The 13,098-nt window shown below is 61.3% G+C and carries 16 protein-coding genes; 9 read left to right on the forward strand and 7 right to left on the reverse strand.

The genetic code is table 11. From position 1 onward, the window contains the following. Positions 1-16: 16 nt before the first annotated feature. The 3 genes from MOV63_RS18645 to MOV63_RS18655 all read right to left on the reverse strand — a co-directional run bounded on the left by MOV63_RS18645 (position 17) and on the right by MOV63_RS18655 (position 4,242). The gene (locus MOV63_RS18645; protein ID WP_247035593.1) at positions 17-754 is read right to left on the reverse strand and encodes a Bax inhibitor-1/YccA family protein; all 738 of its coding nucleotides are present in this window, start codon (positions 752-754) and stop codon (positions 17-19) included. A 234-nt stretch (positions 755-988) separates the two neighbouring features. Next, complete coding sequence (locus MOV63_RS18650) at positions 989-3,532, reverse strand: ABC transporter permease (protein WP_247035594.1); 2,544 nt, start codon at positions 3,530-3,532, stop codon at positions 989-991. Beyond that, positions 3,529-4,242, reverse strand: coding sequence for an ABC transporter ATP-binding protein (locus tag MOV63_RS18655; protein WP_247035595.1), 714 nt, complete (start codon positions 4,240-4,242; stop codon positions 3,529-3,531). Before MOV63_RS18655 ends, MOV63_RS18650 begins: the two co-directional genes overlap by 4 nt. A 76-nt stretch (positions 4,243-4,318) precedes the next feature. On the opposite strand from MOV63_RS18655, the gene MOV63_RS18660 reads away from it, so the two are divergent. The 4 genes from MOV63_RS18660 to MOV63_RS18675 all read left to right on the forward strand — a co-directional run bounded on the left by MOV63_RS18660 (position 4,319) and on the right by MOV63_RS18675 (position 6,422). Beyond that, complete coding sequence (locus MOV63_RS18660) at positions 4,319-4,969, forward strand: arylesterase (RefSeq protein ID WP_247035596.1); 651 nt, start codon at positions 4,319-4,321, stop codon at positions 4,967-4,969. Positions 4,970-5,035: 66 nt separating this feature from the next. Then, positions 5,036-5,626 carry an RNA 2',3'-cyclic phosphodiesterase gene (gene thpR / locus MOV63_RS18665; protein WP_038546616.1) on the forward strand — a complete coding sequence of 197 codons (591 nt, stop codon included), beginning with the start codon at positions 5,036-5,038 and terminating at the stop codon, positions 5,624-5,626. A 38-nt stretch (positions 5,627-5,664) separates the two neighbouring features. Further along, entirely contained in the window at positions 5,665-5,967 is a 303-nt protein-coding gene (locus MOV63_RS18670; protein ID WP_038546613.1) for a 4a-hydroxytetrahydrobiopterin dehydratase, read from the forward strand. Between the two features lie 56 nt (positions 5,968-6,023). Then, positions 6,024-6,422, forward strand: coding sequence for a YkvA family protein (locus tag MOV63_RS18675; protein WP_038546611.1), 399 nt, complete (start codon positions 6,024-6,026; stop codon positions 6,420-6,422). A gap of 12 nt (positions 6,423-6,434) precedes the next feature. Here the strand turns inward: MOV63_RS18675 and MOV63_RS18680 are convergent, their stop codons facing one another. Beyond that, positions 6,435-6,998, reverse strand: coding sequence for a sigma-70 family RNA polymerase sigma factor (locus tag MOV63_RS18680; RefSeq protein ID WP_247035597.1), 564 nt, complete (start codon positions 6,996-6,998; stop codon positions 6,435-6,437). Between the two features lie 329 nt (positions 6,999-7,327). Here MOV63_RS18680 and MOV63_RS18685 point away from each other — a divergent pair, with 329 nt between their 5' ends. Further along, the gene (locus MOV63_RS18685; RefSeq protein WP_038549779.1) at positions 7,328-7,894 is read left to right on the forward strand and encodes an invasion associated locus B family protein; all 567 of its coding nucleotides are present in this window, start codon (positions 7,328-7,330) and stop codon (positions 7,892-7,894) included. A gap of 221 nt (positions 7,895-8,115) precedes the next feature. Further along, the gene (gene rlmN / locus MOV63_RS18690; RefSeq protein WP_258719237.1) at positions 8,116-9,354 is read left to right on the forward strand and encodes a 23S rRNA (adenine(2503)-C(2))-methyltransferase RlmN; all 1,239 of its coding nucleotides are present in this window, start codon (positions 8,116-8,118) and stop codon (positions 9,352-9,354) included. A gap of 21 nt (positions 9,355-9,375) precedes the next feature. Here the strand turns inward: rlmN and MOV63_RS18695 are convergent, their stop codons facing one another. After that, entirely contained in the window at positions 9,376-10,017 is a 642-nt protein-coding gene (locus tag MOV63_RS18695) for a LysE family translocator (RefSeq protein WP_247035605.1), read from the reverse strand. A gap of 74 nt (positions 10,018-10,091) precedes the next feature. Then, positions 10,092-10,949, reverse strand: coding sequence for an SDR family NAD(P)-dependent oxidoreductase (locus tag MOV63_RS18700; protein WP_247035600.1), 858 nt, complete (start codon positions 10,947-10,949; stop codon positions 10,092-10,094). Positions 10,950-11,066: 117 nt separating this feature from the next. Here MOV63_RS18700 and MOV63_RS18705 point away from each other — a divergent pair, with 117 nt between their 5' ends. Together MOV63_RS18705 and MOV63_RS18710 are read left to right on the forward strand one after the other, a co-directional pair. Beyond that, positions 11,067-11,315 (forward strand): type II toxin-antitoxin system ParD family antitoxin, encoded by a 249-nt coding sequence (locus tag MOV63_RS18705; RefSeq protein WP_247035602.1) that lies wholly within the window; start codon positions 11,067-11,069, stop codon positions 11,313-11,315. Next, complete coding sequence (locus MOV63_RS18710) at positions 11,312-11,602, forward strand: type II toxin-antitoxin system RelE/ParE family toxin (protein WP_247035603.1); 291 nt, start codon at positions 11,312-11,314, stop codon at positions 11,600-11,602. Before MOV63_RS18705 ends, MOV63_RS18710 begins: the two co-directional genes overlap by 4 nt. Here MOV63_RS18710 and MOV63_RS18715 read toward each other — a convergent pair. Then, entirely contained in the window at positions 11,498-11,716 is a 219-nt protein-coding gene (locus MOV63_RS18715) for a hypothetical protein (protein ID WP_247035612.1), read from the reverse strand. The genes MOV63_RS18710 and MOV63_RS18715 overlap by 105 nt on opposite strands. Between MOV63_RS18715 and MOV63_RS18720 the strand changes: the two genes are divergently transcribed. After that, positions 11,715-12,938, forward strand: coding sequence for an argininosuccinate synthase (locus MOV63_RS18720; RefSeq protein ID WP_247035604.1), 1,224 nt, complete (start codon positions 11,715-11,717; stop codon positions 12,936-12,938). The two genes, MOV63_RS18715 and MOV63_RS18720, sit on opposite strands and share 2 nt — an antisense overlap. Positions 12,939-13,098: the final 160 nt, after the last annotated feature.

The following is a 13,098-nucleotide window of genomic DNA, read 5'->3' on the forward strand; positions in this document are numbered from 1 at the left end:
TTCGAATTCCTCGAGATTAGTTGTTCCGGTTGCCCAGGAACTGGAGGAGGAACGTGAAGAGGTTGATGAAGTCGAGGTAAAGGGTCAGAGCGCCCATGATGGCCTTGCGGCCAGCAACCGCGACGTCGTCGCCGTCAAAGTACATTTCCTTGATCTTCTGCGTATCGTAGGCGGTGAGGCCTGCGAAGATCAGAACACCGATGACCGAGATCGCCCAAGCGAGAGGGGCGGAATGCAGGAAGATGTTGACGATCGAGGCGATGATCAGGCCGAAAAGACCCATGATCAGGAACGAGCCCATGCCCGACAGGCTTCTCTTCGTCGTGTAGCCGTAAAGCGACAGGGCGCCGAAGGAAGCAGCGGTGATGAAGAACGTCTGAACGATGCTCTGGCCGGTAAAGACCAGGAAGATCGACGACAGCGACAATCCCATCAGAGCCGCATAGATCCAGAAGGTCGTCCGCGCGGCCGCGACGCTCATTGAATTGATGCGGAAGCTCAGGAAGAAGACCATCCCGAGCGGTGCCAGCATGATGACCCACCTCAGCGGCGAGCCATACATTAGCTGGGCGAAAGCTGGGTTGGAAACCGCCAGAGTGTAAGTGCCGTAGGCAGCCAAGCCGGTAATCGCGAGACCAAGCGCCATCAGGTTGTAGACCTTGAGCATGTAGGCGCGCAGGCCTTCATCGATCATCGCGCCGGACTGGGCGCGACCCTGCGCCGCCCGGGTCTGGTAGTTGTTAAAGTCAGCCATTGTTTCCTCTTTAAGCTCCGGAATTATTCACGGTGTCGGGCCCCCTTTTTTACGGACCCAGGCGCCGCTGCGGAGCTCCAGCAAGCCTGCGCATAAATATGATGCGAGATCGCTTCACATACAAGAGGTGCGCCAAGTGAAAAACGCAAGCCACAGGCGCTATTTAGCAACCTATGGGACGTTCTGACGGGAATTTGATCCGTGAGTTAACACGAAATACTACCTCCGGACGAATTAGAGCTCGCGCAGCACAGGTGCGGCCTTCTGCCCTAATATGCGCCAGGTGCCGGCAAGCCCTATTCCGACCGTCAGAACCAGCGAAACGGCGAGCGTCAGCACCGCCACATCGGGCAGGAAGACCGATTGAAGCCGCATGATGCGGCTGACAACGAACCAGGCGGAGAGGCCGCCGGCGACGAGCGCGAAGAGCGCGGTCGCAGCACCGAGGATCATGTATTCGTAGCTGAAGGCGCGCATCAGCATGCCGCGCGTGCCACCGAGCGTCTTCAGGATAACGGCGTCATGGGTGCGGGCCCGGTTGCCGGCGGCGAGCGCACCGGCAAGCACCAGCACCGAGGCGATCAGCGCAACGGCGGCAGCGGCCCGGATAGCGGTGGCAAGCTGGCCGACGAGCTGGTCGACGATGTCGATCGCATCCTTTACCCGGACGCTGGTGATGGTCGGATAGGCGTTGGTGACGGCGCGCAGGATCGAGGCTTCCTGCTGGGCGGTGGCCTTGGGATCGCTCAACGTCGCGAGCCAGGCATGCGGCGCGCCGCGGAAGGTATTGGGCGAGAAGATCATCACGAAATTGATCGATAGCGATTCCCACTGAACCTTGCGGAAATTGGCGATGCGGGCGGTGATATTGCGGCCGAGCACGTTGACGGTGACGGTATCGCCGATCTTCAGGCCAAGTTCGCCGGCCTCTTCGGCCGAGAAGGACACCAGCGGCTCGCCGGTGTAGTCGGCACCCCACCATTGCCCGGCGGTGAGCGCCGAGTTGGAAGGAAGCTTCTCCTCATAGGTGATGCCGCGGTCGCCGCGCAGTACCCAGCGGCCGGCCGGCGGCACGCTCATCTGGGTGACGTCCTGGCCGTTGAAGGCGAGGATTCTTCCGCGCAGCATCGGCACCTGGGTGATCGCCCCCTCCGGCGCCTGCTGTTTGAGGATGTTGACGAAGCCCTCGCGCTCCGATCCCTGGATATCGACGAAGAAGAAGTTCGGCGCCTGCTGCGCAATGCTGCCGGTCAGCTGGCGGCGCATGTTGCCGTCGATCAGGGCGAGCGTCACAAGCAAGGCAAGGCCGAGGCCGAGCGACAGCACGACCGAGGGCGTCAGTGCGCCCGGCCGGTGGATGTTGCCGATCGCCAGCCGCAGCGCCGGCGAATTGACCCGCGGGCTTTTCCTCGCCAGTGCTGCAATCAGTGCTGCCACGAGGCGCAGCAGCACGAAAGCGCCGGCGACTGCGGCAAGGAAGACAGAGGCGATGAAGCGTTCTTCCGCCGAGACGATCGCAAGTGCCGCCAGGGCGGCGAGCGCCACGCCCGCGGCCAGAAGATAGGGCCAGGAGGGAAGGCGGGTATTGTCGAAGCTCTGTTCCCGGAAAAGCGCGGTCGCAGGCACTTCGCGGGCATGACCAAGCGGCAGGACTGCGAAGGCGAAGGTGATCAGGATGCCGAACAGCGCGGCAAGTGCCAGCGCTGAGGGGTAGAAGGTGACTTCCTTCGGAACCGGCAGCACGCCTTCGAGGAATTGCAGCGCGACGAAGGGCGAGATGGCGCCGATGACGAGACCGATCAGGATGCCGACCACTGCAAGCAGCATGATCTGGATGAGATAGATCATCGTCACCACCGAGGCCGGCGCGCCCAAACACTTGAAGGTGGCGATGGTGGTGCGCTTGGCGTCGAGGAAGGCGCGCACGGCATTGGCGACGCCGACGCCGCCGACGATCAAGGCGGTCAGGCCGACCAGTGTCAGGAATTGCGAGAAGCGGTCGACGTTTTCGGTGAGCGAAGGAGCCGCGCGGTCGCTGGTGCGGATGGACCAACCGGCACTCGGGAATTCGCGATTGGCGCGGGTGGTCAGCGTCGAACGGGTCGCCGGATCGTTGAGCCGGATCTTATAGGCATGTTCGACGAGGCTGCCGGTGGTGATCAGGCCGGAGGCCGCGAGTGCCTCACGGCTGACGATCAGACGCGGCGCAAAGCCGAAACCGTCGGAAAGCGCGTCGGGCTCGGCGGTGATCGTGCCGCGCAATGTCAGCCGTGCATTGCCGAGCAGAAGCTGGTCGCCCTCCTTGAGGCCAAGGCGTTCCAACAGCAGCGGGGCTGCCAACGCGTCAAAGGTGTCTCCCCGCTTGCCAAGAAGATCGGGCAGCGGCGCCGAGGGCTCGGCGCCAAAACTGCCGTAGAGCGGATAGGCGTCGTCGACTGCCTTGACCTCGACCAGCGCCTGTTCGGAACCGTCAGGCTTGCGGGCCATGGAGCGCAGGCTGGTGGACACCGAAACCTTGCCGAGGCTCGCCAGGAAAGCGCGTTCCTGGTCGGTGGTTTCGCGGTTGTTCAGTTCGAAACGGATGTCGCCGGCAAGGATCTCCTGTCCCTGTGAGGCGATGGCGCCGGTGATGGCGCGCGATACCGAATTGACGGCTGCGATCGCCCCGGTGCCGAGCGCGATACAGGCGAGGAAGATGTAAAAGCCGGCCAGGCCGCCACGCATTTCGCGTAGCGCCAGGCGAAAGGAAATCGAAAGGCGCGGAAAGGCCGACCTCATGCGGAGACCGCCTGAACGGACAGGTGGGCGGTGGCGCTGTCGCCGACGATCTCGCCGGAGCGGACGCGGATCTGGCGGGAGCAGCGGGCGGCAAGCGCGTTGTCATGGGTGACGAGCAGCATGGTCATGCCGCGCTCGGCCTGTTTCGAAAATAAGAGGTCGGCGATCTGCCGGCCGGTCTCGGTGTCGAGATTGCCGGTCGGTTCGTCGGCGATCAGCACGGAGGGCGAGGGGGCAAGGGCGCGGGCAATGGCCACGCGCTGCTGTTCACCGCCGGAAAGCTGGCCGGGATAGTGGCTCAGTCGCTCGCCGAGGCCGACGGCGGTCAGTTCCCGCTTGGCGATCTCGAAGGCGTCCTTCACATTGGCGAGTTCGAGCGGCACGGCGACGTTTTCGAGCGCCGTCATGTTGGCGATCAGGTGGAAGGACTGGAAAACGATGCCGATATTGCGACCGCGGAAATCGGCAAGCCTGTCTTCGGAAAGGGCGTGAAGGGGTGCATCGTTGATGACGATCTCGCCGCTGTCGAGCCGTTCGAGACCGGCCAGAACCATCAGCAGCGTCGATTTTCCCGAGCCCGAAGGCCCGACGATGCCGACGGCTTCGCCTGCACGGATTTCGAGGTCGATCTGCTTTAGCACATGCACCGAGGCCGCCGCGCTGCCGAGCGTCAGATCGGCTTTCTTCAGCGTGATGATGGTTTTAGTCAAATCGAACCGTCCTATATAGGCGTGAAGCGTAACCCGAACACCGCGTTGCGGTAGCGCTCAATCTAGGAGACGGATCGTGAGTTTTAAAGCAAGCCTGCTTCACTTCATCGTCATGTCCTCGCTGGCGCTGGCTGCATTGCCGACCGCCGCGCAGGACAAGGCGATCCAGCTCGTCGGTTTCGGCGACAGCCTGATGGCGGGTTACCAGCTTGCGCCTTCCGAATCCTATACGGCCCAGCTCGAGGCGGCGCTGAAAGCCGATGGGCAGAATGTCGTGGTCACCAATGCGGGCGTTTCGGGCGATACGACAGCGGGAGGGCTTTCGCGCATCGACTGGTCGGTGCCCGACGGCACTGACGGCGTGATCCTCGAGCTCGGCGCCAACGATGCGCTGCGCGGTATCTCCCCCGAGCAGTCGGAAAAGAACCTCGATGCGATCCTGGCGCGGCTGAAGGAACGGAAGATCCCGGTCTTCCTGGTCGGCATCCTGGCGCCGCCGAACATGGGCGGCAATTACGCCGAAAAGTTCAACCCGATCTATAAGCGGCTGGCGGAGAAATACGCGGTGCCGCTCTATCCATTCTTCCTGGATGGAGTCGCGACCATTTCCACCCTGCAGCTCTCGGACGGCATGCATCCGAACACCAAAGGGGTCGCGGTGATGGTCGAAAAGACCATGGAACCTGTCAAAAGCTTCCTGGGGGCTATTAAGGATAAGGGAAAATAACAGCTTGCGCGGAACTCCGTTGCATGATTCGCTGTTTGCATCTGCAAAAGATTCGAGGAGGTCCCTATGCCGAGACTTTTCACCGCCCTCGAAGTTCCGCGCAATGTAGCGATGAGCCTGTCTCTCCTGCGCGGCGGGATCCCCGGTGCCCGGTGGATCGACGTGGAGAATTATCACATCACTCTGCGCTTTATCGGCGATGTCGACGGCCGCACCGCCGACGAGATCGTCGACCGGCTGGACCGCATCGACCGACCGGAATTCCAGGCGACGCTGACCGGGATCGGCTCTTTCGGATCGAAGAAACCGCATTCCATCTGGGCCGGCGTTTCACCCTCGCCGGAAATCTACGCGCTGCAGGCGGAGATCGAACGGATCTGCCAGCGTATCGGTCTGCCGCCGGATCCCCGCAAGTTCACGCCGCATGTGACGCTCGCACGGCTCAAGAACTGCCGCCTGGACGACGTGGTTCACTATCTTGCCGGCCGCGGCAATTTCCACACGGCACCCTTCACCGTCCCCCGTTTCGTGCTGCTGTCGTCGAAAGAGTCGGTCGGAGGCGGACCGTATCTGACGGAGGAAATCTTCCCGCTGCAGGAGGCAAGCTACGGCACTGCCTATGCCGGCGACATGGAGCCGGCGAAGAGCCTCCTTTAACCCGAAGGCGCCCCTTTAGTCCGAAGGAAGGTTGGACGATGAACTACGAAAAGCTGGATGCGGCTGCCGTCGTGCGTGAACTCGCGACGCTCGATGGCTGGGAGCTGAAGCCGGAAGGCGACGCGATCTTCAGGAGCTTCAAGTTCAAGACCTTCATCGAGGCTTTCGGTTTCATGGCCGAATGCGCGCTGTCCGCCGAGAAGCTCAACCATCACCCGGAATGGTCGAACGTCTATTCGCGGGTCGACGTGCTGCTGACCACCCACGCGACAAAAGGGCTGACCGACATCGACTTCAAGCTTGCCCGGGCGATGGACAAGGCATCCTCGCGCCGCAATTGAACTTCATGGTCGAGAGCCCATATTGGGTGGGCACACGTTGAGCGAACGGAGCGACCATGGACGACGTGAAGATCGGCGAAATTCTGCTGCCGGGTGACGAGGATACACAAGGCCGCCGCGAGCGGCAGGTGCGGACTAAGTTCTGGCCGACTCTGAAGCGGGCCGTGCGGCAGGTTCCGTTCAGCCGCGACCTGATCGCCGCCTATTACTGCGCGATCGACCGGCGGACTCCGACCCGCGTCCGGGGCGTGCTGCTTGCAGCGCTCGCCTATTTCGTGATGCCGATCGATTTCGTGCCGGACATGTTCGTCCTTGTCGGCTTCACCGACGATGTCGCCGTGCTCGCAGCAGCTTTCCGGATGATCCAGGGCCATATCGCCGACCGCCATTACGAGGCTGCCGATCTGGCGCTGGCGGACAATCCGGACATCGCCGAGGGCGTGCGCGGCAAATAGTCTCACGGGGCGTCATTCCCCCGAAGGATCGTCGAGAACTCTTCGCAAGCGCTCGAATGCAAGCCGGATTCGTGACTTCACCGTCCCGAGCGGCAGGCCCGTGGACGAGGCGATTTCCGAATGGGACTGGCCGAGGAAGAAGGCCGCCCGCACCATTTCCATCTGTTCGCCAGGGATGTCGGCAAGGGCTGCACGCACCTGCGCATCCCGTTCCTCGCCTTCGAAAATCGTATCGGCGCCTGGCGCCTCGGTCACGAAGAACAGGGGTTCGTAGACATCCAGATACTTGTGCCTCGCCCGCCGTTCCGCATCGATGCGACGGTTGCGGGCGATGCGAAAAAGCCAGGTGGACAGGGAGGATCGCGTCGGATCGTAGAGGCCGGCGCGGTGCCAGAGAACGGCCATCACCTCCTGGACGAGTTCCTCCGCATCGTCGGGCCGCATCGACCGTTTCAACAGCCAGGATTTCAGACGCGGCGCGTAATAATCGAACAGCGCGGTAAAAGCTGCCTGATCGCGCTCATCGGCCACTGCCCTTACCAAGCCGGCGAAGTGGTCTCTTTCGTCTACATCCATTTACGCTGCGCACAGTTTCCGATGAGATTCGCGTCATATTCGACCATTCTAATGTCATTGTGAGAGTTAGGAAAAGGACAAACTCTTGCCCCAATCCTTGTGTCACTGATTGACGAAACGCATGGAAATTCTGCTGGTTGGCTCTTTGGAGGCATGGCGGGGAGTGCTATCTCCACGCACCTATGGGCCAAGGCAGGAGATTCAGCAGATTCTAATAGTCTGGTTGACGGTTTGGTAACCAGGATCAAGTCAAAATGCACCGAATCAGGATCATGCCTGGCAAGGCTTGCCCGCTCGGGCCGTTGAACGAACAAAACCGGCAGGAGACCATGTCTGTAAGAACAATCGCAACCGCATTGGCAATCTTGGCTGCAAGCGCCGGCCTGGCATCGGCTCAGTCGTCGAAGGCTACCGCCCCGGCCAAGCCCCAACAGGCCCAGGCGCCGGCACCGGCCGCCGCAGGTCCCACCCGCATCCAGCAATTCAAGGCGTGGGGCGCCTATTCCTACAAGTCGGGCGCCAGCAACGTGTGTTATGTGCTTTCGGTGCCGACCACCAAGGAACCGGCCAGCGTCGATCACGGCGATATCTTCTTTATCGTCTCGCAGCGGCCCGGCCAGAACATTTCCTATGAGCCGCAGGCGATGGTCGGATACGTCCTGCAGCCGAATTCCAAGGTAACGGTGACCATCGACAAGAAGAACTTCACGATGTTCACCAAGGACAAGGCGGCCTGGGTCGAGAACGCCGCCGAGGAGCCGGCGCTCGTCGCGGCGATGAAGACAGGTCACAACATGAGCGTCAGCGCCGTTTCCGGCCGCGGCACCAAGACCTCCTATGCCTATTCGCTGCAGGGCATCGCGGCGGCGCTGAAGCAGATCGAAACCTGCAAGTAGGCGCCCGTGCGCGGCAAGAGTTGGAAGGCCGGTCGCAGGACCGGCCTTTTGCATTTCTTGAAGAATAGTGACGCGGCGGCTATTTGATGATAAAGCCCGCCCCAACGAAGGTCCGGCACATGTGCCCGATGGGCCGATACAGGTTTCACGCATTCAACATGCCCTGACTTTCCCGCTGATCGATCGTGGGAAAGCTGCATGTGTTCGAACGGGATAGAAGAATGTCAGTCTCAGAGGCTCTGGCGCCGCTCGCCATCAAGAAGCCGCTCGTCGCCAATCCGGATCTGTTCGGCACCAAGCCGTCGCTGATCGGGCTTTCGCGCGAGGACATGGCGCAGGCGCTGAAGGAAAAGGGCGTATCGGAAAAGCAGGTGCGCATGCGCGTCAGCCAGCTCTGGCACTGGCTCTATATCCGCGGCGTCTCCGATTTCGACGCGATGACCAATGTCGCCAAGGACATGCGCGAGATGCTGAAGGCGCATTTCACCATCGCGCGTCCTGAGATCGTCGAGGAACAGGTTTCCAATGACGGCACCCGCAAATGGCTGTTGCGCTTTCCGCCGCGCGGCGCCGGCCGTCCGGTCGAAGTCGAGACCGTCTACATTCCGGAAGAAGGCCGCGGCACGCTCTGCATCTCGAGCCAGGTCGGCTGCACGCTGACCTGTTCCTTCTGTCACACCGGCACCCAGAAGCTTGTGCGCAACCTGACCGCCGAGGAAATCCTGTCGCAGTTGCTGCTGGCCCGTGACCGGTTGGGTGATTTTCCGGGCACCGACACGCCGCCCGGCGCCTTCGTGCCGACCGGCGACCGCAAGGTCACCAATGTCGTGATGATGGGCATGGGCGAACCGCTCTACAATTTCGAAAGCGTCAAGACGGCGCTGCTGATCGCCACCGACGGCGACGGGCTGTCGCTGTCGAAGCGCCGCGTCACGCTGTCGACTTCCGGCGTCGTGCCGGAAATTTTCCGGACCGGCGACGAGATCGGTGTCATGCTGGCGATCTCGCTGCATGCGGTGCGCGACGATCTGCGCGACATGCTGGTGCCGATCAACAAGAAATATCCGCTGAAGGAACTGATCGAAGCCTGCCGCAATTATCCCGGTCTTTCGAACGCCCGCCGCATCACCTTCGAATATGTGATGCTGAAGGACGTCAACGACAGCCTGGAGGACGCCAAGGCGCTGATCCAGCTCTTGAAGGGCGTTCCGGCCAAGATCAACCTGATTCCGTTCAATCCCTGGCCGGGCACCAACTATCAATGTTCGGAATGGGCGCAGATCGAGAAATTCGCCGATTTCATCAACCAGGCGGGTTACGCCTCGCCGATCCGCACCCCCCGCGGCCGCGACATCCTCGCCGCCTGCGGCCAGCTGAAATCGGAATCGGAGCGGATGCGCAAGACCGACCGCCTCGCCTTCGAGGCGATGATGATCGCCGGGCACGGCGAGGACGATTGAATAACGAGGCCGGCTTTTCTGTCAGCGTGCCTGGGTGAAGAAAATCTTGGCCGCGAAGATCGAGAAGACGCCGGCAAAGGTGCAGTCGATGCCGCGCAGGACCTTCGGGTTGGCCTGCAGCCAGTTGGCCAGGCGGTCGGCGGCAAGGACGACGATCACGTTGACCGGCATGCCGATGACGATGAAATAGACCCCTAAGAAAATCAGCTTGCTCGTGACGTCCGGATCGCCGGCGGTGACGAATTGCGGCAGGAAGGTCATGAAGAAGATGATGACCTTGGGATTCAAGAGGTTCACCCAGAAGCCCGTCGAAATGTTGGAAAGTGCGCTCGCCTTGGGCTGGTCGACCTTCTCCACCGACAGTTTTGAGCCGAAGCGGATTGCCTGGATCGCCAGCCAGAGCAGATAGGCGGCGCCGCCGGTCTTGAGGATGAAGAAGGCGGTCGGCGACGCGGTGATCAGCGCCGAGATACCGAACGCGACCAGCAGCGTATGGCAGACGACGCCGAGGCTGGTGCCGAGCACCACGAACAGCGCGGGTCGCCGGCCCTGGCCGAGCGCGCGGCTGATCGACAGCGTCATATCCGGCCCCGGCGTCAGCGCCAGAAGCAGACCAGCAGCCGTGAAGGCGAGAAGGGTGGCAAGGCTCGGCAGGAAATCCATGGGGCGCACGCTCGAATAGCCGGGTAAAGGTGTGCTCCATTTACCCGGCTTTCGCAGCTATGCCAATCAGGCGCTCAGCGCTTGGAGATGAATTCCTTTGATGCATCCGCAAAGTCCGGATGCCAGCGCGATAGCGGCGGGCGGTTTTCGATGATGTCGCCGATCGCCCAGGCCATGCGGCGTTCGTCTGTCGCCCGATCCACGTCGTTGTCTGGGCAGAGGATATAGAAATCACCGCGCTCCAGGCTCACCAGCATGAACCCGACCGTCTCTTCCGGCGTCCAGGCGCCGGCGGGTTTCTCGATGCGGTCGCCTTTGGTCAGGCCGGTAAACACGAAGCCCGGGATGAGCAGATGCGCCGACACCTGGCAGTTCGGCGTGTTGCGAAGCTCGTGCTGCAACGCCTCGGTGAACGTCTTCACGCCGGCTTTGGCGACATTGTAGGCGGGATTGCCGGGCGGTGTCGTGATTCCCTGTTTCGAGCCGGTATTGATGATCAGCGACGGCTCGCCATGGGCGATCATGGCCGGGCCGAACGTCCGCGTGCCGTTGACGACGCCGAGGAGATTGACGGCGAAAATGCTGTCCCAGTTGACCTGCGGCCCGAATATCGAGCTCCCCGGGCTGATGCCGGCATTGTTCATCAGCACATGCACCCGGCCGAAACGCTGGATGACGGCGCGTTCCAGCGCCTCGATCTCATCCGGCTTCGAAACGTCGGTGCCGATGGCGGCGACATCCGCCTCACCGTCTTCGGCAAGGGCCGCGACTTCGTGGGCTGCTTCCGCAAGCTTGTCGCCCTCCAGATCGGCAAGGACGACGGAAAGGCCCATCCGGGCAAATTCCTTCGCCGCCGCAAGGCCGATACCGGATGCGGCCCCGGTAATCACGGCGACATTGTCCTTTTTCAGAGCGGGATGAGTGATGGTCATGGCAGATCTCCTCTAGGGCGCTGCTGTTCAAAGGTCGGGCGGGATATGGTACCCTCATCAAAACCTGTCAACATGACAAGGGCGTCACAAGTAAGGGCGTCACACCGGAGCCGCTTCATGGGCAAGATGACATCGATCACAGTGGATGAGGAACTGACTGAGTTCATCGACCGGCAGGTGAGCGGCGGCAACTACAGTTCGCCAAGCGAAGTGGTGGAGGCCGCCTTACGGCTTCTGCGTGACAGCGAGGGCGGTATCGAGGCCATTCGCGCGGCGATCGAAGACGGCGAGGCCTCGGGCGAGCCGCAGCCTTTCGACTTCGATGAATTTATCGAGAAAAAGCGAGCCGCACGTGCCGAGCGATGAAAACTCTGATCTTCACGCCCAAGGCTGTCGCGGACATTGATCGCATCTACGACCATACGGAAGCAACCTGGGGAGTCACCCAGGCTGAAGAATATACGTTTGGAATACGGGACTTTTGCAGAGCACTTTCGTCAGGCGAGAGAAGCGGTCGGAAGATCGACGAAATCAAGCGCGGGTATCAATCACTCGCGTACCAGTCCCATTTCATCATTTATCGAGAAGCGTCCAAGAAAATTTCCATCGTCCGCGTCCTGCATCAGCGAATGAACCTCGACCGTCATCTCTGATCGGCTTTGCCGGGTTTTTCTTGCGTGCCTCAGGAAACTCGCTAAAAGTGCCGCAAATCCCGACTTGGCAGTTTCAAGAACCGCTTCCACCCGCAGACGGACGTAAATCGACATGGCAATCCCGAAAGACGTAAAGAAGGTCGTTCTCGCTTATTCCGGCGGCCTCGACACCTCGATCATCCTGAAATGGCTGCAGACCGAACTGAACGCCGAGGTGGTGACCTTCACCGCCGATCTCGGTCAGGGCGAGGAACTGGAGCCGGCCCGCAAGAAGGCCGAGATGCTCGGCATCAAGGAGATCTATATCGAGGACGTGCGCGAAGAGTTCGTGCGCGATTTCGTCTTCCCGATGTTCCGCGCCAATGCCGTCTATGAAGGCGTCTACCTGCTTGGCACCTCGATCGCCCGCCCGCTGATCTCCAAGCACCTGATCGAGATCGCCAAAAAGACCGGTGCCGATGCGATTGCCCATGGCGCCACAGGCAAGGGCAACGACCAGGTCCGTTTCGAGCTCTCGGCCTATGCGCTGAACCCGGACATCAAGGTCATCGCGCCGTGGCGTGACTGGGCTTTCAAGAGCCGTACCGATCTTCTGAAATTCGCCGAGGAAAACCAGATTCCGGTCGCCAAGGACAAGATGGGCGAGGCGCCGTTCTCGGTCGATGCCAACCTGCTGCACTCTTCTTCCGAGGGCAAGGTTCTGGAAGACCCGGCCATCGAGGCTCCCGAATACGTGCATATGCGCACCATTTCGCCGGAAGCTGCTCCGGACAAGGCGACCGTCATCAAGGTCGGCTTTAAGAAGGGTGATGCTGTTTCCATCAACGGCGTCGCCATGTCGCCGGCGACCCTGCTTGCCGCGCTCAATAATTACGGCCGCGACAACGGCATCGGCCGTCTCGACCTTGTCGAGAACCGCTATGTTGGCATGAAGTCGCGCGGCGTCTACGAGACCCCCGGCGGCACGATCCTGCTGGCCGCTCACCGTGCGATCGAGAGTATCACGCTCGACCGTGGTGCCGCGCATCTCAAGGATGACATCATGCCGCGTTACGCGGAGCTCATCTATTACGGCTTCTGGTTCTCGCCGGAGCGCGAAATGCTGCAGGCGCTGATCGACAAGAGCCAGGAGCATGTCGAAGGCGAAGTAACGCTTAAGCTCTACAAGGGCAATGTCATGGTCATCGGCCGCGAGAGCGAAAAGTCGCTCTATTCCGATAAGCTGGTCACCTTCGAGGACGACCAGGGCGCCTACGACCAGAAGGATGCTGCCGGCTTCATCAAGCTCAATGCGCTGCGCCTGCGCACCCTCGCCAAGCGTAATCTGGGCAAGTAATTCCCGATAATCCGATCAATGAAAACCCGCCTGCCCGAAAGGGAGGCGGGTCAGACTGCTGACAAACCCGTCGATATTTTCGGCGGGTTTTGTTTTTGTGGATTTGTTTTTCCGCCGGGAGGTCTTGGCGGGAGGCGCAGAAGGATGGGCTGGCTCATGC

It is taken from the genome of Neorhizobium sp. SHOUNA12A, from assembly GCF_023006505.1.
Classification (GTDB): domain Bacteria; phylum Pseudomonadota; class Alphaproteobacteria; order Rhizobiales; family Rhizobiaceae; genus Neorhizobium.